Source organism: Streptomyces sp. NBC_01571, assembly GCF_026339875.1.
Classification (GTDB): Bacteria; Actinomycetota; Actinomycetes; order Streptomycetales; family Streptomycetaceae; genus Streptomyces.
The window spans coordinates 34,191-60,542 of the sequence record NZ_JAPEPZ010000005.1 but is presented as its reverse complement, the minus strand read 5'-3'; the positions used below and the strand labels follow the sequence as shown (position 1 = coordinate 60,542).

Here is a 26,352-nt window from a genome sequence, read left to right as displayed (position 1 = left end):
AGCGGTCACGTATTACGCGACCGTCGACAGTTCAAGGGCACGACACGCCGGATAACGGGTGAGGGGCCGGCACCCGGCCTGGCGGCGTGAGATCGCGTCGGCGCGGGCTTTATGCGAACAGGCTTCTACGGGCGAGCCATTCACGGGCGGACAGTGATCCTGCTTGTGCGGCAGCGCGGTTCAGGCGTTCGGCGTCCTGGAGATGGCCCTTGGCAAATCTGAGGTGGGCGAGGCCGTGCAGGGCGTGGCTGTTGCCGCGTCCGGCTGCGGCGTGTGCCAGGTCTTCAGCGCCCTGGCGGTCGCCTTGCCCATCACAGCGCCATGACATCCACTCCAGGGCCTTGGGGTGCTCGACCGCGGCAGCAGCACGGTAGAAGCACAGCGCGGCGGCGTGATCCCGGTGGTCTGAACTCTCGCGTGCGCGCGCGACGAGGACGTCGGCATGGCCACGGTCAGCAATGATCTGGCACAGTCTCGCCGCGTCGGTGACTTCTCCGGCAGCAACACGGGACCGAGCCAGGGCGAGAAGGGCGGCGGGGCTACTGTGCTGTGTGAGAGCGGCGCACGCCAGCTGTTCTGCGGTGATCCGGTCGCCTTGGGCCTCGTAGTGCCCGACGAGCCAACGAGCAGCCGACGGGTCGCCGTGGTCGGCGGCCCAGGAGTAGAGGCGTGTCGCATCGCGGCGCATGCCCAGACTCAGCAGGTGGTGGGTCAGGCGACGGTGACCGTATCGGTCACCGCTGACGGCGAACGCCCGGCGGGCCAGGCGTTCACTGTCCCCGTACTGTCCAGAAAGGCCAACAGCTGAGGAGAGCTCGCCGAGAAGTAATCCGGAGAGACAACGCTCTTCGATGAGTTCTTCCGCACGTCGGAACTGCTTGAGGGCGATGAGGCGGCGGATGAACCACGTGAGCAAGGAGGCGTCACTACCCGAGGCTGCCCTCAGATATAGCGCCTCACAGTCCGCCTGGTGAGTGCGCGCAGCCTCAGCGAGTTCCCGCATATCAGCGTCCGTGCGGGAGTGTGTCGCTGCCGCGACCCACAGAGAGGAGGCAGGAGGCTTCCTTTTCCTGGTTGTCCGGCTCTTCTCGTGAAGGATGTCAGCCAGCTGGTACAACGGGCTATCCGGGGATGGCTCACCTGGACGGGGCCGGTACCGTGTCAGCGGCCCTGGCAGCTTACGGCGCGGCTTGAGGACCTCGGCCAGGCTGGCGGTGAACCAGCCCTCGTCCAGCGTGTGCCATGTGGCCTCATCGATATAGCCCTCGGCTGCGGTCCGTAGGAATTCTTCGGTCAGCAGTGGTCCGTGTCCGCATCGGCGCGCGTCCATGGCGGCATGAAGGATGGCGCGAGCGGCCCCATCGGACTGTTCGTATCGGCGCACCAGGTGCGGGGCGCCGGCCAGGAACTGAGTGATGCGTCCGCTGGCGGCACGACTTCGAGCCAGTCTCAGGCGCGGGTCAGAGGCGACTAGCGCTGCAGCAGCAGCCAGTTCTCGCGCATTGAACGCGGGAGGCATCGTGATGGTCAGGGCAAGATCGGAAAGCTGATGCACGGCGCCCATTCCGTCGTGCAGTTCGTCCTCCTCCGCCGGTTCGTCCGCCAGGTGGTTCCAGTACGTCGGCCACATGGTGCCCAGGACTAGAACGGGGCCGCGCTGGCTGTCCGTCAAAAGGGCCTGAAGTGCTGATGCAACCTGGGTCGTGTAGTCCTTCACCATGAGATACAACTGGGCTTCGTTCAGCCACAGCACCGTGTGCGGCTCCAGCACGTCATCCTGCAAGGCGCGCAGGAGAGCTGCGGGCCGGTCCGGAGCCAGCGGATGCACAATGCGCCAAGAGGCGAGTTCGGCCCGCACCGCTTCCCAGCAGGCTCGTGTTTTCCCGGTGGAGGACCCGCCCACCACCATTACCAGGCGGCTCCCGTTGGCCGACTGAGCCACCATGCGCCGCAGCCGGCCGTCCAGGCCATCAGGGCGTGCAATGTAGGGAGGAAGCGCAGCGAGCGCACCGGATCCGACATCCGCATCCACAGCAGGGTGTACTTCCAAGCGCAGCGCATCGGAGGGCTGCAGTTCTCCGATCACATCCGACCGCGCGGGACGGCCGGGGCGGCTGGTTAGGGTCTGCACCTGTGCTGCCTGGCTGAGCTTTTCCGCCCCAGGCTGTTCATCGCGTTGGCGGACCACCACGGCAGACCGGGCCGGCGGATCGCCACGAAGCGCGACGCCCCTTGCACGCAGCCGGTTACGCAGCATGGCAGCGTCGATCGCACCGCCCCGTGGACCCCACTCCTGGGCAAGCTCCTCGACCATCCGGAACACTCCAGCGGCGTCTACCCCAGTGTCCGCGTGTAGCACCCGTTCCTGCAGCGCGGCGCACAGAGCGGGGTAGCGGAAGATTTCAAGTCCAGTGAGACGGTCGTGACGCTATGAGGTTTGTGGTGCGGGGTCGCGGCGCTTGGCCGGGTCGTTGATCCACGCCTGCTGGGGTATCCGTGGTGGTCGGGGGCGTCTGCCGAAGCGTTCGGGATGGCGGGCGTATGCGTCGGCGAGGGTGACGGCCCGCTGGTCTCGGACCTCCTCGGCGGTGCCGAAGTGCACGCTGGCGGGTGTATGCCAGCCGATGCCCGAATGTCGGTGTTCGTGGTTGTAGTACGCGATGAACGCATCGAACCACTCGCGGGCATGGGCCAGCGAATCGAACCGCTCGGGGTAGTCGGACATGTACTTCACGGTCTTGAAGTGGGCCTCGCTGTAGGGGTTGTCGTTGGAGACCTTCGGCCTTGAGTGCGACCTCGTCACCCCGAGGTCGATCAGCAGTTGAGAGACCTTCTTGGAGGTCATCGACGTGCCGCGGTCGGCGTGCACGGTCTCGGGCACGATGCCGTTGCCGGCGATGGTCTCCCGGATCAACTCCTCGGCCCGCACCGCTGATTCGGCGGCCTCGACGGTATGGCCGACGATGTAGCGGCTGAAGATGTCGATGATGACGTAGGCGTGATACCAGACGCCCTTGGCGGGCCCGGCCGCCTTGGTGATGTCCCAGGTGAACACCTGCGAGGGCCCGGTGGCGACCAGCTCGGGCACCGTCTTCGCCGGGTGGGTGGCCTGGCGGCGGCGGTCGCCGGACTGCCCCTTCTCGCGCAGGATCCGGTACATCGTGGAGACCGAACAGTGGTAGCGCCCGGCATCCAGCTCGCGGGCCCAGATCTGCGCGGGCGGCAGCTCGGCGTACTCGCCCGAGTTCATCAGCTCCAGGACCGCCGCCCGTTCCTCCGGTGTGAGGGACGAGGGCTGGACCTGCGGTTTCCTGGGCTTTCGCTCGGACGGGGGCCGCAGGCGGCGGTAGTGGGTGGCCCGAGAACGGCCGGTCAGCCGGCAGGCCGCCGTGACACCGAGCTCGTACTCGACGCCGGTGAACGCGTCGTCGACCACCGGTTCGGCGGCAGCGTTCAGTCCGCGCCCTCGGAGATCATTTCCAAGAGCGCAGAAGCTTTTCCCATGACCTCCAGCGCAGCCTTGTTCCGGGCCAGTTCCTTCTCCAGCCGTTCCACCCGGCGGCGCAGCCTCTCGTTCTCCGCCTCGGCTGCGGACCTCTTCGGCCTCGCCGGGCTGGTGCGCTTGTCAACCAGGCTCTCCAGGGCCCCGGCGTCCCGCGCGCCCCGCCATTCCTTGACGTGCGAGTGGTACAGGCGTTCGCGGCGCAGGACCGCACCCTTCTCGTTGTGGGGTGCGGCGTCGTACTCGGCCACGATCCGCAGCTTGTACTCGGGGCTGAAGGTGCGACGCTTCGGCCGCGCGGCCGGGTCGAGTCCGGCAGGGTTGGTGCTGGTCATGAAGGGGTGGTTCTCCTGTCGTGCCCTCTCAGGCTAACCCGACGAAGCGGGACGTCTCACCCAAGGCTGACAGAGAGGGTAGCGAGGACTGATCTGCTCGGTGGGCTCGATCTGGACGACGAGACGGCGAGCAATCCGGTAGGCGCTGCGATGCACCAACTCCTGTTCCGGAGCGTTGTCGTCGGACTCTGCGAGGAGATCACTGACAGTTTGCGTCAGGTGCTTCCACACACGGTGATAGGCCTGGCCCAGGCGGGGCATCTCTTGCAGGAAGTCAGCCACACTTTTTTGTGCAGCAGCGGATGCAGCCAGATCTCGCAATGCTTCCAGGCCAGTTGTAGGTCCGGAGGCAGTCAAGCCGAGACGGTGCCGGTCAGCGTCGATCTCGTCGCCGAAGGACTCCAGACTTGCCAAGCACTGGCCCATCGTCTTGCGCCACGGGCCACTACTGGACACCATCTCAAGCGTGCGCTTGACCTGGCGCTGTACGGCCAGCTCGTAGGAGCCCTGGCGGTTGAGGACGACGACGTCGTCCAACGGGAAGTCGTTGGCCTTCTGCAGGCAGACCGAGTCCGGCACCACATCGAGACCGGGAACCTGCACACCACACAGCAGGCCAACCAGATCCAGTGCCGCAACCCGGTACTCATAGATCGTGCCGCCCCCACCTGAGCCAATCGAGGAAGCCCCCCTGCTCACCGCTCACTCCTCGCTCAGCCAGGCCAACCACTCCAGGGAAGAATAGGATCCCTACACACCAGGCTGCCACGACGTCAGTTACGGCGGCGTCGGACGCTGCGCAGCCACCAGCCCAGGGCCGAACGCTGGCCGTCCTCTCTTGGTCCCGGCGGCTGGAACGGGGGAAGCGGTGGTGGAGATGGCCAGGACAGACCGGTTCCTCCCCCACGACAAAGACCGCAGGTGGTCCGACCGGAAGACGGAGTGCGTCCTGGTCGACGCGATCGAGCACGACCGCCGGCGGGCTCTCGTGCCGACGCTCCTGGGCCGGGGAGCTCGCACGGTCCACGTCCATGCATACGCGACCGACCCGGACAGCCTGGCCGACGCCGCAAACCTCGCCCGGCAGCTCGTCCACGCCCACGCCGCAGTACGGGCCCGGGTCGTCTCCTTCGTCGCGCCCGACCGCCCCGAAGCACTCGCAAAGAGCGGAACCCGCGTACAGCTCAAGGACTTCACGTCCGGGGCTGGCCCGGCACCCGGGCTCCCGGTCCAGGAGCACCACCTGCTCCCCGCGGGTTCGGGGAGTTCGCCGACGCGATGGCGCAGACGGGTTCGCGTTCCTGTACGAGCAGATGCGTGCCGGGAACGTCGGACCGGTCCTCAGCGTGCTGCACGACGGCCGGGTGGCCGGCGCCATCGGCCCGATGGAGATCATGCCCGACGCCACCGGGATGGTCCGCCTCCTGCCGCAGTACTTCGGCGTGCTCCCGCAACACCACGGCCGCGGCTACGGCCAGGCCTTGTGGCGTGCGGCGATGCAGCAGGGACACGAACGGCGCGGTCTACCAGATCCTCCAGACTCAGGTAGACGGCGCGTCAGACCGCCAGTGTGCGGTGGCGGGCCTGACGTCGTTCGGGGTCGTTCAACAGACGGAAGCCTCCCGACCTGTCGGGCAGTGGTATCAGTGGGTGTCTTTTGTTCCGCGGTACGTGCTGGTGTCGGCGGCCGAGGTCCCTTTCAGCGAGCCTTGCCGCACCGTCCTGGGCCGGTCTGGTCACGGAAATGGTGAGCGCCACTGAAATTGTTGGGCGATGTCGGCCGATTACCTGACAGTTGAGGAGTGGGTCCGGTAAGTCTGTGCAGGTGAATGACTCCACTCCGCCCGAGGACGGCGAGCCCACCTCCTTCGCCGAGAAGACGAAGACCTGGTATGCGAAGCACAAGCCGAAGGTCCGCGTCGCCCTCGGCTTGACTCTAGCCGTGGGCCTGGGCCTGATTGTGGTCGCTCACCGCCATGAGAGGCAGGTCGGCGGGAGGTACGACGCCGAGGGCACCGGGGATTGCGAGCCGGTCTTCGACCGTGACGCCACGGACGAGCCTCGTCGCTCCTTCTTTGACCCTGACCGTGATCCCTTCCTGCGGAGGCTCCCCGATGGTCAGCAAGCCAGCGGGGAGGCCAACGCGAGGTATAGGGAGCTGAGGGGCTGCGACCTTCCTCCTGGCTACACCTGCGTTCGCCCGTGGTCCTACGAGACCGCAGCCTGAGCACCTGAGCAAAGGTCACTGCGGCCTCTCATTCCCGTGCGGTGCCGACGAAGTCGCTGCAGGGCGCTCATCCTGCCCCCGACCTGCGCATTCGTCCGCCACTGGCGAGCGCCGTCGAGGGCCTCGTTGATCCTGGAACCGTGGCAGAATCCGATCTGCAAAATAGGACCATGCCTGTGATGTTGACCGACATGCCGCCCGACCGGCTGGACGCACTGGTGAAGCATCCGTTTCACCGGGAGACTGGTGAACGGCTGGTCAGTTTTATCAGCGACTTGCGTCAGTGCCACAGCCCCGAGGACTTCGTGGCCTTCCAGGAGCGACTCCTCGTTGCCACTCTCGCAGCCAACGAGGCACGGGCACAGCGGTCTCGGGTCATCAAGCGGCTGAGGAAGGGCGCCCGTCTTCCCGCCGATGCTCCCGAGCTCGTTGCCGGTGATCGGTACGACATCGAGGATTGGCGCCTGGAGTCAGATGTCCTTGAGCGCGTCGGCCGGCAGCTGCGGTCCATCGGCGACGCCATGGCCTGGCGCGCGTTTGGCTACGACCGCCGCTACATTCTCGCGCTGCGCCGCAACGAGTCGCCCGGCCCGATGACCCTCAGCAAGGAGGGAACGGTCCACGAGATTCAGTTCGCGCAGGAGCAGTGGAGCGAGCACCGCCGTTTCGCGATGCTCCACGACCTCACCAACTGCCTGCGCATCGGCGACGTGACCGTGTTCGACAACCCCCGGGAAGACGGCGAGCAGGAGATCTTGCTGTACGAACTCAAGACGAACCCGCGGCGGCGGGAGAGCGCGCAGCTCGTCCGCACGCGGATGGCGGCTGATGCCCTCCATACGAATGGGCCTCTGTCGGGGCACGAGAAGGCCCACTTCTTTGCCACCGGAGTTCCCTACAAGGCTCACCTGGACACCCTCCGCGATGCCTTCGCATTCGCCCACCAGGACGGCCTGAAGACGATGCGGGTGCCCGGGCAGCGCGGCCTGGTCGCAATGGATATCTCCGTGGCGGGCAACAGGTGGGGGATGCCCGAAGCAACCCGGCAGTTCGAATCGGCCTACACGGCGTTGCTCCGCCGTACCAGGCTGACTGGGCAGCGTGTCTGCTTCGGCAGCGGGGACCAAGCTGCCCGCAACACGTTGCTGCCGCCATGGGGCATCTATCCGCTCCAACCAGCAGAGTGCGCCGGCCTCATCGCCGATGTCCTGGTCTTTACCGTCACGACATCCTCCGACGGCTTCGTCGAAGAGGTACGCAAGGCTGGAATCGACGCGCGCTGGGTCGTGCCGGAAGGCAGTGAGATGGGCGCGAACGAAGCTGTCGTGGAAGTGGAGGGTTACGGGCACCGCGTCACGATGACGAGATGGGAGATCGAACGGTTGCTACTAGAGCTGACCGACCTGCCGACCTGGGCAGAAGGGATCAAACGGCTTCTCCGCCGAGGCCCGGCTGGCTGGCAGCCATGGCCGCACTTCCTCAACGAGCACCTGATATGGGACTGACCTGGATTGCTGCGCCAAGCGACTGCTCGTGAGGAAAACTGCCAGGCCAGCAGGTGTGCGCTGGGGCTACGCTCCCGGTCATGACGACTTCCGCCGCAGACTACGGCTGGCTACCGGACCACCAACTGCATGTGGTGTACACCTTGGCCCATGTGGACCAGCTGATCGACCACGTCACGCGGACCGTCCATGACTACTCCTACCAGGACCCGCTGACCCTCGCGGAGGTCGTGGACGGCGATCGGGTTCACATCAAGGTGACCGCTATCGCGCCGATACCTGAGTTGATGCCCCGCCTTGTCGCGGACGCCCTCACCCAGCTCCGCGCCGCCCTGGAACACACCTTGTACGCCGAGGTCGAGCACCTCCTGCAGCGCCGGCTGACTGACCAGGAGGCGCGAAGCATTGAAATGCCCGCCTGCACCGAGTCAGCCCGCTTCGATACCTGGCTCGCACACGGACGCCGGAGCCGACTGGCCCCACTTGCCGCCGGCGCTGTGCTCGCGGAGCGGATCCGAGCGTTGCAGCCCTTTCAGCGCCGCGACGTCGACGACCACCCACTCCGGCTCCTGGCCGAGCACACCAACCTGGCCAAGCACCGCACCCCAGCCGTCGCCGCCACCCGCCTCGGCGCCGTCTATCCCGACCGCCAACACCCCGATCTCACCGTCGCTCTCCCTTTGAAGCGCAACCCCCAGCCTGGCCATAGCCTTCGCCTCCAGCCCGGAGACATTCTGGCCAGCAGTCCGCGCAACACCAGAACCGAACTCTCGATCGTCCCGCCCGTCTGCCTGCAGCGTCCACATACCGGAGTGTGGACCATCGCGATTAAGGAACTCGGCTACCTCGAAGACTGGATCCGAACCACAGCCATCCCGATCCTCATCACAGGGTCCCGCCAGAGCACCCCGATCCCGCCCCAGCTCGACATCACGACCGGACACAGCGATCTCCGGCGCGCGCTCCTGTCAGCAGGTGCCATGCCCGCAGCAGAACGGGGCACCTTGAGCATTCAAGCCACACTGGCTCGCCGTGATCTTCCCGGAATTCTCTCCATGCCGCCAGTGAGCGCTGACCGAGAAACGATCGAAGCATGGGCGTCGTCCCTGGATGATGCGACGGTCGTGGGCACGGTCGCCCGTATCGCACTGGTGAACCCCGACCCGAGGGCGTTGCTGCACTATCTTGGCGAACTCTGCGCTGAGGCTCACGCCTACAAGAGCCGGGTGGGGGACAAGTCAGGAGGGCAAACACGGTCCGCCTGAGCCCGGGCCTCGGGAGCGGATCCCGGGGCTTCGGGCCGGGCCGCGCACCTTGGCCAGCGCCCAACTTGAGGGCCGGCCATCGCCGAGCACCTCGCGGACCGCCTCGAGACGAACAGGACTTCCCGCAGCCTCACGCCACCCGGCCTGACGTACAGGCACCGCGCCCGAGCCGAGCAAGACTATTCGGAACAGCAACGCAGCACTTCGGCCGCGGCAGCGGTGAGGATTTGGGAGAGTACAGCTCCAACACATCTGATCCACAGGGCCTTCGCAAGGAGAACAGTCGATGAGAACAAGCGCTGCCGTGGTCGTCATGCTCGGTTCCGGCGCGCTGCTTGTCGCTTGCACGGCGCCACAGACACCTGCTGGCGCGCCCGTCGTTCGCTCGGCATCCTCGACGGCATCAGCCGTGCGCAGCGCGGCGCCGTTGGCGGGTAAGGGTGCGGGTACGTGCACGATCTACCTGTACGGGCATGCTGCGCGTGCCGAGGTGTACAGCGCGGGCTCCAGTCCGGCAGGTGAATGCCGCAGCCTGGCCTCTTCCCTGTCCGGCGGCGGTAGCTTCTGGACCACGCAAGCCGTCGCCGTGCGCGGACTCGTGCCCGAGGTCTGCGCCGTGCAGAGGCACGGCGTCATAGTCGTCGTCCGAGACACCAGCAGCCAGATATTTGGGCAAAGCGTGTGCAGCAGCCTGCTGCAGGACGGCTGGGCGGAGGACTCGGCGGCAGAGCAGACCGCGCAGCAGCAGGACCAGCAGGCGGTACATGCCAGCGCCCAGGCCACCGCGCGGGCGGCGCACCAGAGCACCGCCAACGACGCGCTCGCCGCCCTCCAGGACTCCAACAGCGCCTTCAACAACGCGAAGTCGGTGCGCGACGATCTCACGACGGCCGACAAAGACCTTGCCCAGTTGCGCAAAGACGCCAAGGGCGGCAACGGCGAGGACTGCTACAACGTGGAGAACGTCGTCGGCTACGACGCGGAGAACGTCGTCGGCTACGACGTCACGAGCTCGGCCAGTTACGACGTCGACCAGGAGCAGCAGGGCATCAAGCAACTCCGCTCCAGGATCACCGACCTCAAGGACGCACAGGCGGAACTCACCGCCGACGGACTACCTGTGCTTCCCGGTGGCAGCACAGCCATCACCACGGCCGAGGCCCACCTCACAACGGCGATCACCACGACGAACAAGGCCATTGACGAACTCAACGCCGACATGAAGACCGCCTACAGCATCGCCAACGCACTCGGGACCGGCGACTGCGCAGACAGCGGCCCAGGCCAGGCGCCGCAAGGGCTGGCGCACATCTCGTAAACGAGGGCAGCCCTGGGCTGGCGCTACTGAGGGCGTCGGCGCAGCCGGAAGCGCGAGGCGCCCTACTCCCTAAAAGAGCGTTTTGCCCTGGCGGGGGTGTTTGGTAACTGGCGCGATGTCAGCCGCTTGGGGCGGCCCGTGCCGGCGTGTGAGGATCCGCCTGTGGAGTGTGATGTGTGTGGACGGCCGACGTGGCGGTGGCCGGTGTCGCCGACGGCCTGGGAAGAGGAGATCTGGTCCTGTTCCTGGTGCCATGCCGCCACCCATGTGGGCGGCGAGTGGTTCGAGATCTCGCGACCGCCGTACCTGCCCATGGGGATGCGCTGGGAGAGGGCTGTCGCGGATGGCCTTCCCGCCGGTGTCTCCCACGCCTTCGGGATTTTCGACAAGACGCTGTGCGGGATCCAGGAAACTGGCATGTCGCCGTCCGACCACTGGTGGCTGCCGGAACGGGAGGATGCCTGTGGTGCCTGTCGGGAAGCGGCGCGTGTCATCGATGACCGCTGGCCGCAGGCGATGAGAGATGAGGACGCGCGGGTCAGTGTGGCCCGGGGGCTATGAGTCCTTCCAGTTCGGAGTCGACTCTCGGGTGAGCCTGCCGCTCATCAGGTCGATCATTGCGAGGCGGATCATGGCTTCGGAGCGGTGCGGGTGGGTCTCGTAGTCGCGGGCGAGGCGGCGGTGGTGCATGAGCCATCCGAAGGTTCGCTCGACGACCCAGCGCCGCGGAATCACCTTGAAGCCCTTCTGGGTGGGGTCGCGGCGGGTGACTTCGACGTCGATGCCCAGGCGGGCGCCGTGGTCGATGACCTTGGTGCGGTAGCCGGTGTCGGCCCATACCTTGGGATTGCCGGGTGGTCGGCAGCGATATTCGAGAGCACATGTATGCCGCCGACGTTGTCGGAGACGTTGGCGGCGGTGACCAGCACGGCCAGGAGAAGGCCGAGTGTGTCGACGCCGATGTGACGTTTGCGCCTGCGATCTTCTTGCCCGCGTCGATGCCCTGCCCGGCGGCGGGCACGTTGGCTGAGGTCTTGATGCTCTGGGCGTCGAGGATGCAGGCGCTCGGCTCGGCGTCGCGGCCTTCGGCTTCCCGGACCAGTTGTCGCCGGAGGCCCTTGAGCTGATCGAAGACGCTGCCCTTCTGCCAGGCGGCGAAGTATCCGTAGACGGTTTCCCATGGTGCGAAGTCGTGTGGGAGGTAGCGCCAGGGAATCCCGGTGCGGTCGACGTAGAGGATCGCGTCCATGATCCGGCGCAGGTCTCCGTCGATGCGCAGCGTCAGCTGCTCGCGCTCGGGCTGGGCCCAGACGGTGCCCCACGGGTAGACGGGATCGTGGGACGGCCAGGCGATGGTGCGCAGCACTCACCGCTCCAGGAGTTCCTGGGCGTACGTAGGCCGGCTCATCAGCGGGTAGCGGCGCCGCGTGGCTCCGGCGATCTGAAAAGCCCGCTGATAGGGCATCCCGGTGTACAGAGCGAGCAGTTGGGCGTCTCGGGTCAGCGAAGACTTTGCCATGGTGACTCCCCATGGCCGTGCTACGTCCCGACGTCATTGCACGGCAGGGTGGTCGTGGCCGCCTCTTGTCGCACGAGGGTGGGGCGCAGCCCACTTCTGTCCCATCACAGGATGCCCGTCAGACAGTCGGGAGAGCACCAGGACAAGGCCCCTTGAGGACCAGCGAGGACGATGCCACACTCGTCAATCTTCCGGTCGGTGACGTTGCTGCGGCGCCAGGGTAGTTCACCCGACTGGTCCACCAGTCGAGGATTCCGGCAGGCCCCCGATCACGCAGGCGGCACGCGTAGCTGCGCAATCTGGCTGGCAGGCAGCCCCTTTCGCGCGACGATCTCTTCGGCCTTTTGTTCAATTTTCACTGCTGACGTGTCGTAGAGTTCCTGAATAGTGCGGTCAATAATCTCGACCACATCCAGGACGTCGGGGACGCGAATGACATCCCCGTGGCTTCCGGCGTTCCCTGTCCACTTCACCGCCATCAGAAGGTCGGAGACGTTCGAGAACTCAGGCTTGTCCCTCTTGAACTGTTCGATCCTTTGATGCAGCGGGATTACACGGCCCCTCGCATCATTCTTGGGAATTTTTTCGTGGTCCATCAATACTTCGACTGCGGCCCGGATTCGATTCGCGGCCGAACTCGGATCTACCCAAAGGATCGGCGATGCGGCCTCGATCGCCCACTGGATTTTTTCTGGGCAGTCACCGTAGCTCTGTATCAGCGGCAGTTCGGGCATGAAAAACAAGGGATGAAGAAGATCTTGATAGCCGTCGCGCATATTCTGTTGGTAGACGCTCGTCCGGCCCGTCACCCAGACGAGATCGCAAGTTTCTTTGTAGCAGCGCATCACGCATCGAAACGCTCCGTAAATAAACTCTGGATCCCAGTCTTCGCGGCCATGCCAGGCTTTACTCTGACTCGCCTCTTCCATGACAAGAGAATCAGCGACAACGGTCAGCCCAGAGCGCTTGCATGTCGGACAAGGGATGTAGGGCCATTCTGCTGGGTCATCAGACAGGCCCCGCGCTATCGCACGAAGGTCTTGGACGAAGTGGTTTGCCATGCCGCCTAGCTTGCCAGGCGCTGTTGCCCGCGCAGCAGGCTGTCCAGGACGACGTGGTGGGCTCTTCGCACCCACCAGACCGCCCTGACTGAGTGTTCCCCTTGCTCGACGTGCACAGCCGGCAGTGCCCCGGTGGCAAGCAGGCCTTCACAGCATCACCGTGGTCCTCACGGTCCGAAAGAACGCGCCGAAGCCCAGGACCAACCCCAGACCGCAACCTACTGAGCAAGCCCGGCGCAGCGCGACGTACGCTGCGGCGCCGCTGTGACACTCGCCGCGGCGAGCCACCTCGGTGACCGCCCGCGTTACTCATCCTGGGGCGACAACAGCAGCGTCACAGCCACCCTCCTACCGCGCTTCAGTTTCCAGGCGCAGGGTGGCGGCAGGCGGATCGAGGCGGGCGTCGAGGAGTGCCTTCGGTCCGCCGGAGCGGGATGGCCGCCCGCCATCCGCAACCCCGGCGCGAGTGATTCTGCGTGGGCGCACCGCAGCTCCACCCCGGCCCCAACGGTGCGATGGTCGCGCGACATCGGCCATCGCACCGCCACGGGCTCGAACGTGTTGCACCCGGGCGGCCCGGTAGCGGTTCTCTGCAAGGTCGCCCTCGTCGTCTCGCTGGTCAGACGTCGCCCGGGCGGGCGTTGACGTACCAGTCCGGGACGTGGTCGTCGGCCAGGGCCACGATGCGGAGGATCAGTGGAAGCATGTCCGGCACTGCGTCGGAGGCGATGGAACGGATCTCGCCCAGCACCCGGGCGAACTGGACGGAACCGAGGGGCACGTTCCAGGTGCGCTGCCGATTGAAGGGATAGTCCTCCAATCCTTGGTGTCGGTGGACCACCCGCAGGTCGAAGGCGATCTCCGCCTCGTCGCTGGGTTCGTCGACCACGCGGACCACGAACGAGAATTTCACTGCCGCCTTGCCGTTCTGATCCGGCGAGGTGAACAGCGCGCCGCGCGGATGTGCCCACGGTCGCATCACCATCGGCAGCAGACGCGTCGCGTCACTGGGCTCGGGCTGGGACTCGTAGAAGAGGAACCTGCTGCGGAGCATCCCGTCGACCACGCCCCAGAGGTCCATGCAGAGATCGTTGAGCTCCACAGCGATCCGTTCAAGAGAGTCCCGGCGCTCCAGTGCGAGCTCCGCGGCCGCATGCGACGCAGCGGTCAGGGCGGCGAGACGGTCCTGCATCTCGGCGATCGACGCCGCGTCGCGCAGCTCGGGCGGCTCGGCCAGGCAGGCGCGGACCTCCTTCGCGAAGTCGGCCATCGTCGGCCGGGCCTCCGGGGTGAGCGCGGTGCAGCGCTGCATCAGCCGGTCCAGCTCGCCCGCCCACGGCAACGCGATGTGCCCCTGGAGGCTGTATTCACCGCCGGCCCGGTACTCCCCCGGCAGCGGCCAGCGGGTCCGACGTAGCAGCACCCACATCGTCTTCGCCAGGGACCAGACGTCCGCCGGCCCGCCATCGGCCTTCTCACCGGGCTCCAGCATTTCGGGCGCGTGGAAGTTCGCCGGGCCGAGCTTCACCGCCGAGCTGGTGACATCGCTCTTGCCCGGGAAGGTGACCAGTCCGAAGTCGCCGATCTCCCACTGGCCGTCACGCGCGAACAGGTTCGACGGCTTGATGTCGCGGTGGTGGACACCCTGCTCCGCCAGGGTGGCCAGCGTCTCGGCATAGCCGGCAATGGCCTCCAGCATCGTCTCCTCAGCCGGGGTGTCACCGAGGGCCTCGTCCAGCGGGACGGCCAATGGCATGACGTACCAGCAGATCTCCCTCGGGTCTTCGGGCACGTGAGAGTCGACGAGCGGCACCACTCCCTCGCCGGTGTAGCCGCGCAGGAACGTGATCTCGTCGGCGAACCTCTGGCGGCGGTTCTTCAGCGACCTCCCGAGGCCGAACATCTTGATCGCGTACCGGCCGTCATCACCCTCGCGGCGCGCTTCCCAGACTTCACCGTTGCCGCCCCTACCGAGGTAACCGCGGCCGACGAGCGTCCACTTCCCCAGCCTGGCGCCTTCCTGCGGCTTCCAGTTCCTTCCCCCGACCATTCCCACGGTGCCTTCCGTTCTCACGCCGAACTCGTTCCGCAGCATTGTCCGCAACTTGGCGTTTGACCGGGAAGGCTTTCCCTCAACTCCCTGGGGCTGATCGTTTTGAACCGGCGTGCGTGCCACAGATCCACAGCTGCCCAGCCCACGGCCGCCCGGCCGGAGGCATCGGGCCGTCGAGGCCGGTGTGGAGGTGCGGGCGGCGACCTCCTCCAGCAGACGTGCGACGGAGCGTGGCAGCCGACACAGGACCGGGCGCCAGGTTTGTCCGGAGACGATCAGCGATCATGCAGCCGCAGCGTGTCGCACCACGGTGCGGAGCTCCTTGCCATGACCGCGCGAGTTCTTGCGGACCGTCTGTCACCTGAGCTCGACTGCGTATGAGCTTCCGCTGAATTCCCAGCCGTCGGTGCCTTCGCCGATGTCGGCGATGATGATGTCGTCGATGAAGCGGTCCTCGAAGCCGTCGTCGCGCAGGTCCCCGGCGAGCCACAGCGCCTCGATGTCGCTCCAGTCCCCGCGGCTCGCGTCGATGCGCAGGGGGGCGGCGCGGCGGGTGCCACGCTCACGTTCGTCGGCGCCGGTTTTGACGAGCCCGCTGATCTCGAACTGGCCGTCCTTGACGGTATCGGGGAGCGGTTCCGCGGGGACGAAGGCGACGTTCTCGTACGCGGTGTGGATGAGATCGCGGTAGCTGCGGCGGACGTTGTACTCGGAATCCGACAGCCACTTGATCAGGGTGTCGGGGCGGACGTCGAGGCCGGCGGTGTCCAAGGCTTCGTAGCCGCGGCGGGTGCCGGTGAGCTGGCTGAGCTGGGCGTGCCAGTGCTTGGCGCTGTAGGAGGCCAGGCGGTGGCGAGGGGTGACCTGGGCGCGCAGGAGATCGTTCAGCGCGGCGCCGAGGGAAGTGCCGTGTCCGGTGGGGCCGGCCATCAGTCGTCACCTTCCGGGATGAACGTGCCGGGCTGGATGAACTTGGCCTTCACCTCGCCGAACCCGGTGCCAATCCGGTACGTGTCGGGCGGGGTTTCGTCGGGGGTCCAGAAGATCGCGGCATCCACGTTGCGCAGGGCGATGAGGGTGTGGCCTGCCTGAACGGCCTTGAAGGCGACGGTCCAGTGGCGGACCGAGGCTTCGGCGACCATGCTCATGCGCCAGTCCGGCCGCCAGAACGGGGAGCGCGAGTCGGGCCGCTTGGGCCACAGCAGACGCAGCGCGATCGACAGGCGGGTCTTGTAGTTCTTGTACGGCTCGCCGCCGACTTTGATCAGGTCGGTGCGGGCGGCCCTGGCTGCTTCGTAGAACGGCTTGAACAGCGACTCGTTGATCTTGCCCGTCCACGAGTCGTGGATGACGACCGGTTCGGCGAAGTGGCCGTCGCGGTAGAGGCGTTCGAGCTGCTTGAGGTGCGGGGTGGTCACCCACACCCGTCCCTGCTCGTCGGGCCGGTCGATGAGACGCCCCAACGGATGCGGCATGTCCGTGCGCATCCAGGCGGGGATCTCGATGAGGTAGATCCCGGCCTTGGACTTGTCGAACGCCTCCAGCGGACCGGTGTGCAGCAGCCTGTTCGGAGCGAGCGGCACCGCGGAGCAGGCGGAGGGGAAGGAACCGTTGCGGTCGATCAGGCACATCAGACCGTCACCGAACGAGGCGGGGACGTCGAGCTGGTCGCGCCGCACGCGCTTGCCGTTGCGTTCGTGTGCGACGCGGGTGCTGGTCACGTCGGGGTGGACCCAGCGGGGCTCGCCGTCCATGTCTTCACTGATCAGGGGCCACGGTCCGCCGTCCCGGTCGTCCTTGCGGATGACCGGGACGGGGTGCATCTTCGACCGTTCCACCGAGTCCTTGAGGATCCGCAGAGCTGGGAAGACTGCTCCCTCCGGCTCGTCTTCCTCATCGCCCTCCACCAGGCCGTCATCGTCATCCCGCTCAGCCTCGTCGCTGTCCTCCGCAACCGGCGCGACCGCGCTTGCAGGAGCGGGGGCAGCCGCCGGAGTCGGCGCGGGGGTGCTGGCGGGTGCGGGCGCGTTGTAGGCGTGCAGCGCGGCGGCGAGGCTGCGCCCCTCGGCGTTGCCGGGCAGTTGGAGCCCGGCGGCAGCTAGGGCCCGCAGCGGTACGCGGAGTTCGTCAAGGTCCTTGATGTTGCCGGCGGCGAGCGCGGTACGCAGCGCGGCCAGCAGATGCGTTGCCTCGGCGGGCAAGCCTTGGAAGGCGCCAGAGGTGAAGGGAAGGGCGGCCGCCGCCAGTTCACGGTCGGTGTCGCTGCCCACCGTGGCCGAGACCATGTCGCCACCCGCACGCACACCGGCGGCCGCGGTGGTGCCGGCGGTTGTGGGGGTGTCGAGGAATCGGGCGTGCGCGAGGTCGGGGCGCAGGCGGGCATGGCCGATGACGCCCAGATCCCGCTCGGCGACCGTCACGTCCGTCTCCCCCGTGTCGGGGAGCGCGGTGAGGGTGAGGATGACGTCGGCGTCCAGCAGGTTCACGATGGCCGGGTCATCGGTGTCCACGACCGCGAGAACCGGGACGTGCTGGGTGCGGGCCAGTTCCCGCAGGACCTGGCTGGCGGCCGGGAGGTGTTCCCCCGACAGCGGCAGGCGCGGGTTGCGAGCCCGCTGCAGGCGGTCGACGACGACGAGCGCCAACTCCCCGGCCACGGGGACGGTCTCGGCGATGGCCTCGGCGGTCAGGTCGCTGCCGTCATCGATGAGCAGCGGCGCGTTCCTCAGCTGCTGGACGACCTCCTGCTCGTGCGGGGTGAGGGTGCCGGTCTTGAGACGGGCGTAGTCGCCGCCTGCTTCCGCGGCGATGATGCGGCGGGTGATGTCCGCGCGGTTGGGGCCCGAAGCCGCGTACAGGACACGGCTGTTGAGGGCGAGCGCCGTGTGCCGGGCCGCCCCGAGGCCGATCAGGCTTCCGCCGACCTGTGGAGGGGCGGCGACCAGGACCAGGCGTCCGGGGTGCAGACCGCCGGTGGCCGCGTCCAGGCCCGCCAGGCCGAAGGAGAGACCGGGCACTGATCCGGAGGTGATGACGTCACCGAGGGCATCGCCAAGTGTCGCGAGCCGGCGTCCGGCATCGCGGCTGGGAGTGGGCTGGCTGGTCACCGCGCCTCCTGCGGTTGCCGCAGCAGGCGCGGCCGGGTCGGATGGGCTGCTGTGGATCGGGCCGTCGGCGGGCAGCAGCACCGCGACGGGTGTGCTGCTGCGGCGGAGCACCTGGGGCTGGCCGCTGGCCGCCCGACTCACGAGGGTGCCGAACTCCTTCTGTGCCGCGCTCAGCACCCAGGAGGGGAACGCGCCGACCTTCCGCGCGGCCGGGAACCGGTCGAGCGGGGCGAGGAGAACCCGGTCTTCCTGCTTCGAGCCGCGGTGGATCAGAGTGGTGACCCCGTCGTCGTTAGCGCGTTTGACCAAGGCGTACAGGTCCCTGCGGGCGTCACTCGCGTTCATCGCAGACTCTGCTTGTGGTGACTGACTCACACGCCCTCCCGATGCTTAACTCCCCTTCATGATACCAAGAGTCACGCAACAGGATGACCAAAGCCACACTTCTACAGATCGAGTTCCACGCATAGGTGAGGGCTTGGGTCACACACGGAAGCCGGCACCCGACCTCCGGACGCGGTTCTACGCCCTCGTCATGTACGGCACCGCGGGCGCCCGTCACCACGCTGGCGGTCAGGGCGCTGCGGCAGCTCGCGAAACGTCAGGCCCGCTCGTCCCAATCGGCGGGACGCTGGGCAAGGTACGTAATGACCGGCCCCGCGTCGTCGAACCTCACGGTGATGCTCGTGGGGTCCTGGTTGATGTACACCGGCTGCTCCTCGTAGGCGCCGCGGACGTGCTCTTCGGAAAGGGCGGTCTCGGTACGCAGATCAGCGTGGCTCGCACCGAACACCTGCACTCGGACGTACCGGTACTCCATGACAACCTCCAGGGTGGGCAGGACTTCGGGTGAGATCGGGCGCGAGGGGGGAGCCCGAGTCGCGTTGCGGACTCTCTCCGGACAGATGCGGTTCGGGGTCGTTATCCCGGTGCGGGGTGGCGCTGGGACGCCGGTGGGGGCGTGTCGCTCCTGGCGCTGACAGCAGTCCCCCGCCCAGGGGCTGCTCCACGGACGCTCCGTTTGTCGGTCCCGTCCGTAGCGTTCTTGGTGTCGAAGGGCCCGCGCACTCGGGAGCGCCCTGGAGACACGGTCTTCGCTTGGCGGCCGGCCATGTCCCAGGAGCTTCCGGCGTCCAGGTCCCCCGGCCTCTCGTACGGGCACCAGGAGGTTCCTTGACCGACACTTATGACGCTACAGCACGGCACCGACAAGCACTCCGACCAGCACAAACGGGCACCGGGAACAGACGGCGGCAGGACGACGGGCCACGGATTTCGCACTGTCGGCCGGGTAAAGGGGACTGCCGTCCGATGACCGAGTTCGCCATCACGCCAGGCCTGTTGCTCACCCTCATGTTCGCGGTGGCCGCGGCCGCCGCCGTCTACCTCGACACCAAGAGGCGCAGCACCGAGGCCCCGCCCCGCGGGGATCTGTACATGGCGATCACGGCAGGTGCCGCTGTCGCGACCGTCCTGATGGGGATCGGTCTGGCCTCCCAGCCGCCGCAGGCCGTGCCAACGCCGATCGTTGCTCCAGCGCCGTCCTGTCCGTCCCCGCCCGGCAGTTGCTGACAGCAGCGAGTGGTCTGCGGCGGTCTCACCGGCCACCGAGCCCCGACGCCGGCCGGCGCTGCCCCGGGCCGGTGACGCCGGAGACCGCGCAACGCCCGTGGCTCGCCGCGGTCCAGGCGGCGAGACCGGTGAGATGGGGTACGCCGCCGACGGCGACGTCGACATGTCCTGCGCGGTGCGGCCGGAGACGGGCGCACCGACCTGTTCTCGCGCACAGAGCCAGGCAGCCTTGCACGTCGGGCCGGTATGACGAAGGCCGGGGTCGCCCATGGGCGGCCCCGGCCTCGGTTCACCGCGTCCCCGGACGAACGCACCTCTGCCGGGCAGGGTCAGGTCAGTTGCGCGGTGCCGGCTCCTGGTCTGCCTGTGTCTCCTTGTAGGCGAGGTGCCCGATGGCGGAGTACGCCTCGTTCAGCGCGGAGGCGAGTTGCCCTGCCGTGACGGATGCGCCTGCGTACTGCTGAGCCGAGGTGCCGAGCGTCTCGTGCTCGCGCGGCTCCTTGTCCCGAAGGCTCTCAGCGGAGGTCTTGAGCAGGGTCAGCGCTGTCCTCATCTCCCCTGCCACGCGCGTGAGATAGCTGTAGATCCGGTAGGCGTCCTGCGGGTACTCAAGTCCCCGGTACGTGAGGCCGGTGACCAGCTCGGCGAGGGAGCGGGCCGCGGCGACCGGCCTGTACTCCCCGGAGGCGCCCTGCGAGACCGGGCGATCGACCGCAGGGAAGGACCCACGCAGCAGGCCGGCTCGAAGCTCCGCCGCGAGGGATGCCTCCCTGTAGCGCTGGAGCACCTGGTCGAGCGCCACGCCCCGGTAGTCGGTCATCAGACGGTCCCGCTCCTGGAGGCCTTCGACGAAGGTCCTGAGCGCGGTGAGGGCTGTCGTCATCTCGCCTGCGGCGCGGGCGAGATGACGGTCGATGAAGGAGGCCTCCGCCGGGTATTCGATCTCCCTCCCCCGGTACTGGAGCTCGGTGATGAACTCGGCAAGGGACCGGGCCGCGTTTTCCGCGTGCTGGATGACGTCTTCGGTGGTCTCGCTCATACGGATCCGGTTCTCCTTGCTGGGCTGAAGAGGCTCGTGCGCCTGGTGAAGTGGGTGCGGTCCTGTACGGATGGCGCCGCTCTCATCCGGCGGGCTGGCGATGGTCGTCTGGCCCTGGCCCAGGGGCGTGGAGACGGGGGCGAGGAAGAGGTCCAGCACGGCGTTCAGGAGCTGCCTGCGGTCGGCTGCGGGCAGCTGCTCGACTCCCGCGAGCAGCAGTCGGGCATCGCCACCGGGAGCGCGGGCATGCCGGGCGAGGAAGAAGAACACCTGGGCAGGCCCGGTGCCAGGGCCGTCTTCGTCGGGTACGCGGGGCGTGTGCAGGCGGTAGGCGGCGTCCGCGGTCACCGCGAGCACGATCGGGTCCCCCTCGAGGAGTTTCGCCGTGAGGGACTGCCGGCACGGCGCGCACCGTTCGATGCTGGCGCCGATCAACGCGGCCGCGATCCCCAGGTCCGGCACGGCCGTCACGCCCCACCGGCTGGGGTCCGCCGGTTGGAGGTCCTCGGCCGACGGGCCGCTGGCATGCACGTGGAGGGTCCCCGCGTTGGCCGCCGCGTAGGCGGCACCGGAACGGCGGCTCCTGTTTCTCGCCCGGCTCTTTCGGCCGTGGCTCTTGGTCATACGGCTCTCGCATTTCCCGCGCCCGGCCCCATGACCCGATGCGCGTGGCGAAGAGCAGCATGCGGAAGGCTCAACGGCCCTGTGGCCGCCGGAAGTACACGTACACCTCGCACTGATGCTCACAGACCAGACCCCCTTGCGCGGGGTCCGCGGGCACCTTCGCCGTGGTGCACCCGGGTCATGGGCCAGGGTGCGGGCTTGGGCCGATGCGTCGGCCTGCCCGCACTCTACCGGTCCCCAACCCGGCCCGCGGGCCGATGGTCCAAGCGGCACGGAGCCTTCGCGTCCCGGCTCGGCGCAGTGCGGGTCAGCGGAGACGGGAGTCCACGTAGCCGTGGACCCGGTCGGGGTCATGGTGCATCAGTTCCGCCAGCTGCTGGCCGGCCCACAGCGCGAACGTGAGGGCGATCTCCCGGGCGTCCTCGATGTCGTGGTCGTGCCGGACGTAGTGCAGGTACGGCACTCCGATCCGGACCAGCTGCTCCGTCGCGGTGCGGCTGTCGGAGGGCGGGCCCAGCCTGTCCGCGACGACCGACATGATCTCTACCGCGGTGGGGCCAGCGGGGTGCGGGTGTGTCTGGCTCTGGCACACCTCGTCGCCGAAGTCGCGCAGCCACCGGTCGAAGCGGCTGTTGTCCTGGTCGAGGCTTTCGTGGAGGTAGCCGCACAGCTCGACCGCCAGCCATTCGACCAGTAGTAGGGAGTCCTCGCGCAGGGTGCCGGCCGCGCGCCAGCTCTGCAGTGCGGACGTCAGGTCGTCGTACATCTGCCGGTTGGGCAGCGGAGGTTCGTCGTCGCGGCTGCCCGGAGCGACGTGGTCGAGCGCGGTCGCCCTGATCAGCGTCAACGCCGTGGTGCGCGGTTCGGGCCGGATGGTGATCTCGGTCATTGCAGGATTCCAGTGGAAAGTGTGCCAGGGGAACGATCGACGGCGCGTGGGCCGACGCGGCGCACGGTCGCCCTGCGCGGCCGCGACAGTGCCAGGGTCTGCGCCCTCACCGTCCGGCTGTCTGCTTCTGGGTGGGGAGCGCCGCGAGCGGGGACCGGTGCCCCTTGGGGGTTGCGCGGACGGCTGCCCAGTCGACGCGGCGGCTTGGAGCGAGGCGGTCCAGGTCGGCCTGACGGTAGAGCAGGACCACGTCGCGCTTGTTCCACCAGGAGCGGGCGCTCGCAGCAGGGGTGAGAAGCCCGGCGCGCAGAAGGTGGTCGAGGTCCGTCTCCCGGATGCCGAGGACCTGAGCGGCGGCGTCGCGCAAGTGGAGCTTCCCGGCGGCCGAGGCACGTTCGACCTTCCGGCGGTCGGTGAGGTTTCCCAGGGCGAGCCCGCAGTACAGAGCGTGGCCCTTATGGTCTCCGACCACGGGCAGGTGGCCACGGCGTGCGAGTTCGGCGGCGGTTCCGGAGTGCACGGTCATGCCGAAGCGTTCGGCGAGCTGCTCCTCGGCGCGGGCGGCGCCGACGTCCGGCATCGTGCCCACCGCCTGCCGGATGGCGTCGATGCGGGCGAGCGCATCGTCGAAGACGGCGGCGGACCAGCGGCCGCCCGCGGCATCGGGGCCGGGGATGAGCCCGAGGCGCCGGGCGCGGCTGAACTGCCACAGTGCCAGACCGGCGTAGCCGGGAAACTGCAGCGGGCCGTACGTCGCGAGCATGCCGGCGGTGGTGGTCATGTGGGGAACTCCGTCCGAGGTGCTGCGGCTGCGCACCGGGGTCGCGCTGGATGTGCCGGAAAGGCAGTTGGGCGTCACCGGTAGGCCCCGTCCCACGTCTCCTCTTCGGCAAGAGCGTCAAGGCCGTCGTCATCGAGGTCGTTGGGTTCGGTGTCCTGGCGCTCCTCGTCCAAGGCGTCCAGGACCAGTTCCTGGTACTTGTCGTCGTACGGGTCGTACGGCTCGCGGGCCGCGTCGGCCATGTCCGCCCAGTACGCCGCCTCCTGCTCCGCCTCCCACGCGTCGCGTTCGGCCGGCGTCAGCGATGCCAGCCACGCCGCGTCCTGCTCCCGGCGGTCCGCGTCGGCTGCGTCGTGGTAGCCCCGCCAGACGTGTGCGGGCATGTGGGGTTCCGGGGAGCACCACCAGGTGCCGTAGCCGTCGAGCCGTTCGTGGCCGGCCGGGCGGGCGCACCGGCCGCCCTCGAGGGGATGGGCTGGGCGAGGACACAACGCGACGAGTTCCTTCGAGGGCGGGCGCGCGGTCGTTGGACGCGGTGCGCGGCGCAGTTCGGCGAGGACGTCGGGGAAGCGCCGGCCGCTGGTGCGGGCGAGCTCCCGGGCGTGGCGCTTGAGGTGGTCGGTTCCTGCTTGGTCACGGTCGTCTCCACAGCGGGACCCCACGCTCCCGCCGGACGTCGCGTGCAAGGGCGCAGCCGGACAGACGGGTGTTCAGGTGGTGCGGCGCGGGACCCTGGTGCGGTCCTTGTCCGGCGGCGCCGCCCCGGTGCGGCGTGGGCGCGAGGGGCAGCAGCGGAAACGGCGGTTCGCGGCATGCCGCTCTCTACGGGATCTACCGTACGGGGTGCCACCGACAACCGGAGCGCGACCGCGGTGATTGCGACCGCGTCCCGGCTCGGCGTGCAACCGGTGGCGCGTCCGCGGAGTCTCCTGTGGGGTGAGCCCACGTCTGCAACGGCGCCCGGTCGAACGGCGCGGCCTGAATCTCTGGCCGGTCGGCCCCGTCCTCGCTCTGGCCTTCGCTGTCGCCCTGCTCGTCGCGGGCGGTGTCTTCTACACCGCGTGGGAGCTCCTGGGAGCCCGCGGCCTGAAACCGGAGCACCGCCTCGACTCCTCGACCCTGTTCGATCTGGTGAAACTGTCCTTCGGCGTCGTCGCCGGCGCCGGGGCCCTGGTCGCGCTGATCGTCGCCTACCGGCGCCAACGCGTCGACGAGGACGGCGCCCTACGCGACGCCACCCGCCTGCACACCGAACGCTTCACCACCGCCGTCTCCCAACTCGGCGACAACGCCCCCGCCGTACAGCTCGGCGGCGTCCACGCCCTGGCCGGACTCGCCGACGACGCCCCCACCCGGGCCCTGCGCCAGACATGCATCGACGTCCTGTGCGCCTACCTCCAACTCCCCCACACCCCCGACCCCGGCACCGACAATCCAGCTGTCCAGGAAGAGCACCACCGCTACCTCGCCCTGCGCACCGTCCGCCACACCGTCCTACGCCTCATCGGCGACCACTACCGACTCCCCGCCGGCACACACGGCTCCTGGCAGGGCTGCAACCTCGACCTCGCCGGCATCACCATCGACGCCACCATCGATTTCAGCGGCGCCACCTTCAGCGAGGGCCTCGTGAACTTCCATCGCGCCACCTTCTCCAGCGGCGCCGTGGGCTTCGCCGGGGCTACCTTCTCCGGCAGCACCGTGCGCTTCGACGACGCCACCTTCTCCGGCAACCACATGGTCTTCATCAATGCGACCTTCTCCGGCAAAAATGTGTACTTCGGCAACTCCACCTTCTCCGGCAGCACCATGTACTTCGATGGCGCGACCTTCTCCGGCAGCACCGTGCGCTTCGACCGCGCCACCTTCTCGGGCGGTGACCTGCGCTTCACCGACACCCGCTTCTCCGGCGGCAATGTGAGCTTCGGCAGTGCCACCTTCTCTGGCAGCGACGTGGGCTTCGGCGGCGCCACCTTCTCCAGCAACACCGTGCACTTCGATCGCGCCACCTTCTCAGGCGGCGACGTGAACTTCGCCGGTGCGCTGGGCGATGCCCCGTCCGGGCTGGTACCTGGAGCAGGCGAGTCCCTGCCGCCTGGGCTGGCCCTGCCGAACACCTGGATGCCCTGATGCCGCACCGACGCGCCAACGGCAAGCGTGCCGATCTACTGCTCGCCGGCCATGCCCGCTGAACGGATCGGGCTATACGTTGGCCGCTCGCGTAGGTCGACGAAGAACCGCAGCCGGACGCCCGGTTCGCCTGGATCTCTGGTCGTGCGGTCGGCTGGTGCCGCAGCGCATCGTTGGGTGAGCAGGTCCTGGATGGCGAAGGCTGTCTCGTCGTCGGCGGCCGCGATCTCCACCACCGCCAGGCCCGGCTCTGCCACATGTGCGTCAAGGATTGCTCTCATGCCCGGCACGACGCGTTGGCGTGGCCGGCAGTTCTCCGATCAGGGGAGCATCACCCGACCGTGTGCTTCCCGGCGCAGTTTGATGATTGGCAACGGGCACCGGCGGCATGAAGTGCGTTCTAGGATGCGCGAAGGCTGGGGTCCCGGCGCCAACTGGCTGCTGGCCCACAGTTTCAGCCCGGTCTCGTAACGCTCTGGCGAGGCCGGGCTGACCACTTCTCGGCGCTGCCGGAGCTGGCCAGGCCCGCAGGAGAGCGGGGGAACGGAGGAGGGGCCCGACTGCGCCGGACCCCTCTTCACACGGTGGGATTCAACCCGAGGCTCTCGAAGGCCTGGGACATCCGCTCCGCGATGGTCGTGTCAGCCGCGGACGATGTTCTCGGCCTGGGGACCCTTCTGGCCCTGGCCCAAGGTGAACGTGACCGTCTCGCCCTCTACGAGTTCGCGAAAGCCGTTGCCGGAGATGTTGGAGTAGTGGGCGAAGACGTCCGGTCCGCCGCCGTTCTGCTCGATGAAGCCGAAGCCCTTCTCGGCGTTGAACCACTTCACGGTGCCGCTGGCCATACTGATGTCCTTCAAATCCTGCCGGAATTCCCGGCCCGTCTGGGTGCAGGCCCGTCCGCGAGCGGACGGTGCCCGGCATCCGTTCTACCCCGTGGCGGCTCAAGTACGCGGCTTTGTGTGCGGCGTAGCGTGCCGCGTCCCAGCCTGATACCTGTGCCGATCCGTGCTCCCGGTGCCCAGCAGGGCAACGGAAGCCGGGGTCACTTGCCCTTGGCGGCTTCCTTGAGCTTGGAGCCCGCGGACACCTTGACGCTGTATCCGGCCGGGATCTCCAGCGGCTCGCCGGTCTGCGGGTTGCGCGCCGTGCGCGCGGCGCGGTGCGTGCGCTCGAAGCTGAGGAAGCCCGGGATCGTCACCTTCTCGTCGCCCTTGGCGACGACGTCGCCGACGCTCTCGGCGAGGGCGGTCAGCACCGCATCGGCGTCCTTACGGGTCACCTCGGCGCGCTCCGCCAGCGCAGCCACCAGTTCGCTCCGGTTCATTGCTTTGCTCCATATTCCTGGATCAGCCCGGTCTGCGGCGTGCAGGCGGGACAAGCCGACATGCTGCCATCGGCCACTGACAACGCGACCCGCGGGGC

24 protein-coding genes and 1 pseudogene are annotated in these 26,352 nt (G+C 68.0%); 7 read left to right on the top strand and 18 right to left on the bottom strand.

The features are described from left to right. Positions 1-109: 109 nt before the first annotated feature. The 4 genes from OHB41_RS50470 to OHB41_RS50455 all read right to left on the bottom strand — a co-directional run bounded on the left by OHB41_RS50470 (position 110) and on the right by OHB41_RS50455 (position 4,536). Positions 110-2,314, bottom strand: coding sequence for a hypothetical protein (locus OHB41_RS50470; RefSeq protein ID WP_266709328.1), 2,205 nt, complete (start codon positions 2,312-2,314; stop codon positions 110-112). A gap of 114 nt (positions 2,315-2,428) precedes the next feature. Beyond that, on the bottom strand, positions 2,429-3,436 hold the full coding sequence (locus OHB41_RS50465) for an IS3 family transposase (protein ID WP_266709326.1): 1,008 nt from the start codon (positions 3,434-3,436) through the stop codon (positions 2,429-2,431). Between the two features lie 17 nt (positions 3,437-3,453). Next, the gene (locus OHB41_RS50460; RefSeq protein WP_266709324.1) at positions 3,454-3,837 is read right to left on the bottom strand and encodes a hypothetical protein; all 384 of its coding nucleotides are present in this window, start codon (positions 3,835-3,837) and stop codon (positions 3,454-3,456) included. Positions 3,838-3,870: 33 nt separating this feature from the next. Beyond that, entirely contained in the window at positions 3,871-4,536 is a 666-nt protein-coding gene (locus OHB41_RS50455) for a hypothetical protein (RefSeq protein ID WP_266709322.1), read from the bottom strand. A 1,126-nt stretch (positions 4,537-5,662) separates the two neighbouring features. Here OHB41_RS50455 and OHB41_RS50450 point away from each other — a divergent pair. The 5 genes from OHB41_RS50450 to OHB41_RS50430 all read left to right on the top strand — a co-directional run bounded on the left by OHB41_RS50450 (position 5,663) and on the right by OHB41_RS50430 (position 10,713). Continuing rightward, positions 5,663-6,064 carry a hypothetical protein gene (locus OHB41_RS50450; RefSeq protein WP_266709320.1) on the top strand — a complete coding sequence of 134 codons (402 nt, stop codon included), beginning with the start codon at positions 5,663-5,665 and terminating at the stop codon, positions 6,062-6,064. Between the two features lie 41 nt (positions 6,065-6,105). Next, positions 6,106-7,569, top strand: coding sequence for a hypothetical protein (locus OHB41_RS50445; protein WP_266709318.1), 1,464 nt, complete (start codon positions 6,106-6,108; stop codon positions 7,567-7,569). An 80-nt stretch (positions 7,570-7,649) separates the two neighbouring features. Further along, positions 7,650-8,834 (top strand): hypothetical protein, encoded by a 1,185-nt coding sequence (locus tag OHB41_RS50440; protein WP_266709316.1) that lies wholly within the window; start codon positions 7,650-7,652, stop codon positions 8,832-8,834. Between the two features lie 286 nt (positions 8,835-9,120). Next, a complete protein-coding gene (locus OHB41_RS50435; RefSeq protein ID WP_266709314.1) occupies positions 9,121-10,152 on the top strand; it encodes a hypothetical protein in 1,032 nt (343 codons plus the stop codon). 204 nt (positions 10,153-10,356) lie between these two features. Further along, positions 10,357-10,713, top strand: coding sequence for a hypothetical protein (locus tag OHB41_RS50430; RefSeq protein ID WP_266709312.1), 357 nt, complete (start codon positions 10,357-10,359; stop codon positions 10,711-10,713). Here OHB41_RS50430 and OHB41_RS50425 read toward each other — a convergent pair. The 7 genes and pseudogenes from OHB41_RS50425 to OHB41_RS50395 all read right to left on the bottom strand — a co-directional run bounded on the left by OHB41_RS50425 (position 10,708) and on the right by OHB41_RS50395 (position 18,712). Further along, a pseudogene (locus tag OHB41_RS50425) lies at positions 10,708-11,518 on the bottom strand (IS5 family transposase). The gene OHB41_RS50430 and the pseudogene OHB41_RS50425 overlap by 6 nt on opposite strands. Next, positions 11,519-11,671 carry a hypothetical protein gene (locus OHB41_RS50420; protein ID WP_266709310.1) on the bottom strand — a complete coding sequence of 51 codons (153 nt, stop codon included), beginning with the start codon at positions 11,669-11,671 and terminating at the stop codon, positions 11,519-11,521. A gap of 269 nt (positions 11,672-11,940) precedes the next feature. Continuing rightward, positions 11,941-12,732: a DUF4145 domain-containing protein gene (locus OHB41_RS50415; RefSeq protein WP_266709290.1), complete on the bottom strand. Its 792-nt coding sequence runs from the start codon at positions 12,730-12,732 to the stop codon at positions 11,941-11,943. Between the two features lie 619 nt (positions 12,733-13,351). Beyond that, positions 13,352-14,806 (bottom strand): serine/threonine protein kinase, encoded by a 1,455-nt coding sequence (locus OHB41_RS50410; protein WP_266709287.1) that lies wholly within the window; start codon positions 14,804-14,806, stop codon positions 13,352-13,354. 336 nt (positions 14,807-15,142) lie between these two features. Beyond that, positions 15,143-15,715 (bottom strand): hypothetical protein, encoded by a 573-nt coding sequence (locus OHB41_RS50405; protein WP_266709285.1) that lies wholly within the window; start codon positions 15,713-15,715, stop codon positions 15,143-15,145. Beyond that, positions 15,715-18,237, bottom strand: coding sequence for a DnaB-like helicase C-terminal domain-containing protein (locus OHB41_RS50400; protein WP_266709283.1), 2,523 nt, complete (start codon positions 18,235-18,237; stop codon positions 15,715-15,717). Before OHB41_RS50400 ends, OHB41_RS50405 begins: the two co-directional genes overlap by 1 nt. Before the next feature lie 256 nt (positions 18,238-18,493). After that, a complete protein-coding gene (locus OHB41_RS50395) occupies positions 18,494-18,712 on the bottom strand; it encodes a hypothetical protein (protein WP_266709281.1) in 219 nt (72 codons plus the stop codon). A 491-nt stretch (positions 18,713-19,203) separates the two neighbouring features. Here OHB41_RS50395 and OHB41_RS50390 point away from each other — a divergent pair, with 491 nt between their 5' ends. Next, positions 19,204-19,464 carry a hypothetical protein gene (locus OHB41_RS50390; RefSeq protein ID WP_266709279.1) on the top strand — a complete coding sequence of 87 codons (261 nt, stop codon included), beginning with the start codon at positions 19,204-19,206 and terminating at the stop codon, positions 19,462-19,464. A gap of 334 nt (positions 19,465-19,798) precedes the next feature. On the opposite strand, the gene OHB41_RS50385 is transcribed toward OHB41_RS50390, so the two are convergent. From OHB41_RS50385 to OHB41_RS50370, 4 genes are all read right to left on the bottom strand, one after another. Further along, the gene (locus tag OHB41_RS50385; RefSeq protein WP_266709277.1) at positions 19,799-21,127 is read right to left on the bottom strand and encodes a hypothetical protein; all 1,329 of its coding nucleotides are present in this window, start codon (positions 21,125-21,127) and stop codon (positions 19,799-19,801) included. Positions 21,128-21,434: 307 nt separating this feature from the next. Further along, positions 21,435-22,016 carry a hypothetical protein gene (locus OHB41_RS50380; RefSeq protein WP_266709275.1) on the bottom strand — a complete coding sequence of 194 codons (582 nt, stop codon included), beginning with the start codon at positions 22,014-22,016 and terminating at the stop codon, positions 21,435-21,437. A 106-nt stretch (positions 22,017-22,122) separates the two neighbouring features. After that, positions 22,123-22,797, bottom strand: coding sequence for a hypothetical protein (locus OHB41_RS50375; protein ID WP_266709273.1), 675 nt, complete (start codon positions 22,795-22,797; stop codon positions 22,123-22,125). Positions 22,798-22,871: 74 nt separating this feature from the next. Then, positions 22,872-23,483, bottom strand: coding sequence for a hypothetical protein (locus OHB41_RS50370; protein ID WP_266709271.1), 612 nt, complete (start codon positions 23,481-23,483; stop codon positions 22,872-22,874). A 250-nt stretch (positions 23,484-23,733) separates the two neighbouring features. Between OHB41_RS50370 and OHB41_RS50365 the strand changes: the two genes are divergently transcribed. Then, positions 23,734-24,927, top strand: a complete 1,194-nt coding sequence (locus OHB41_RS50365; protein WP_266709269.1) for a pentapeptide repeat-containing protein — start codon at positions 23,734-23,736, stop codon at positions 24,925-24,927. Between the two features lie 35 nt (positions 24,928-24,962). Here the strand turns inward: OHB41_RS50365 and OHB41_RS50360 are convergent, their stop codons facing one another. The 3 genes from OHB41_RS50360 to OHB41_RS50350 all read right to left on the bottom strand — a co-directional run bounded on the left by OHB41_RS50360 (position 24,963) and on the right by OHB41_RS50350 (position 26,254). Further along, complete coding sequence (locus tag OHB41_RS50360) at positions 24,963-25,208, bottom strand: DUF6207 family protein (protein WP_266709267.1); 246 nt, start codon at positions 25,206-25,208, stop codon at positions 24,963-24,965. A 360-nt stretch (positions 25,209-25,568) separates the two neighbouring features. Next, positions 25,569-25,772: a cold-shock protein gene (locus OHB41_RS50355; RefSeq protein ID WP_266709265.1), complete on the bottom strand. Its 204-nt coding sequence runs from the start codon at positions 25,770-25,772 to the stop codon at positions 25,569-25,571. Positions 25,773-25,972: 200 nt separating this feature from the next. Then, positions 25,973-26,254, bottom strand: a complete 282-nt coding sequence (locus OHB41_RS50350; protein ID WP_266709263.1) for an HU family DNA-binding protein — start codon at positions 26,252-26,254, stop codon at positions 25,973-25,975. Positions 26,255-26,352: the final 98 nt, after the last annotated feature.

Bases quoted from the DNA above. Each gene is read 5' to 3' on its own strand.
- OHB41_RS50350 (WP_266709263.1), bottom strand. From the start codon at position 26,254: ATGAACCGGAGCGAACTGGTGGCTGCGCTGGCGGAGCGCGCCGAGGTG.
- OHB41_RS50435 (WP_266709314.1), top strand. From the start codon at position 9,121: ATGAGAACAAGCGCTGCCGTGGTCGTCATGCTCGGTTCCGGCGCGCTG.
- OHB41_RS50460 (WP_266709324.1), bottom strand. From the start codon at position 3,837: ATGACCAGCACCAACCCTGCCGGACTCGACCCGGCCGCGCGGCCGAAG.
- OHB41_RS50400 (WP_266709283.1), bottom strand. From the start codon at position 18,237: ATGAACGCGAGTGACGCCCGCAGGGACCTGTACGCCTTGGTCAAACGC.
- OHB41_RS50385 (WP_266709277.1), bottom strand. From the start codon at position 21,127: ATGACCAAGAGCCACGGCCGAAAGAGCCGGGCGAGAAACAGGAGCCGC.
- OHB41_RS50375 (WP_266709273.1), bottom strand. From the start codon at position 22,797: ATGACCACCACCGCCGGCATGCTCGCGACGTACGGCCCGCTGCAGTTT.
- OHB41_RS50355 (WP_266709265.1), bottom strand. From the start codon at position 25,772: ATGGCCAGCGGCACCGTGAAGTGGTTCAACGCCGAGAAGGGCTTCGGC.
- OHB41_RS50390 (WP_266709279.1), top strand. From the start codon at position 19,204: ATGACCGAGTTCGCCATCACGCCAGGCCTGTTGCTCACCCTCATGTTC.
- OHB41_RS50380 (WP_266709275.1), bottom strand. From the start codon at position 22,016: ATGACCGAGATCACCATCCGGCCCGAACCGCGCACCACGGCGTTGACG.
- OHB41_RS50470 (WP_266709328.1), bottom strand. From the start codon at position 2,314: ATGGTCGAGGAGCTTGCCCAGGAGTGGGGTCCACGGGGCGGTGCGATC.
- OHB41_RS50395 (WP_266709281.1), bottom strand. From the start codon at position 18,712: ATGGAGTACCGGTACGTCCGAGTGCAGGTGTTCGGTGCGAGCCACGCT.
- OHB41_RS50415 (WP_266709290.1), bottom strand. From the start codon at position 12,732: ATGGCAAACCACTTCGTCCAAGACCTTCGTGCGATAGCGCGGGGCCTG.
- OHB41_RS50420 (WP_266709310.1), bottom strand. From the start codon at position 11,671: ATGGCAAAGTCTTCGCTGACCCGAGACGCCCAACTGCTCGCTCTGTAC.
- OHB41_RS50360 (WP_266709267.1), bottom strand. From the start codon at position 25,208: ATGAGAGCAATCCTTGACGCACATGTGGCAGAGCCGGGCCTGGCGGTG.
- OHB41_RS50440 (WP_266709316.1), top strand. From the start codon at position 7,650: ATGACGACTTCCGCCGCAGACTACGGCTGGCTACCGGACCACCAACTG.
- OHB41_RS50405 (WP_266709285.1), bottom strand. From the start codon at position 15,715: ATGGCCGGCCCCACCGGACACGGCACTTCCCTCGGCGCCGCGCTGAAC.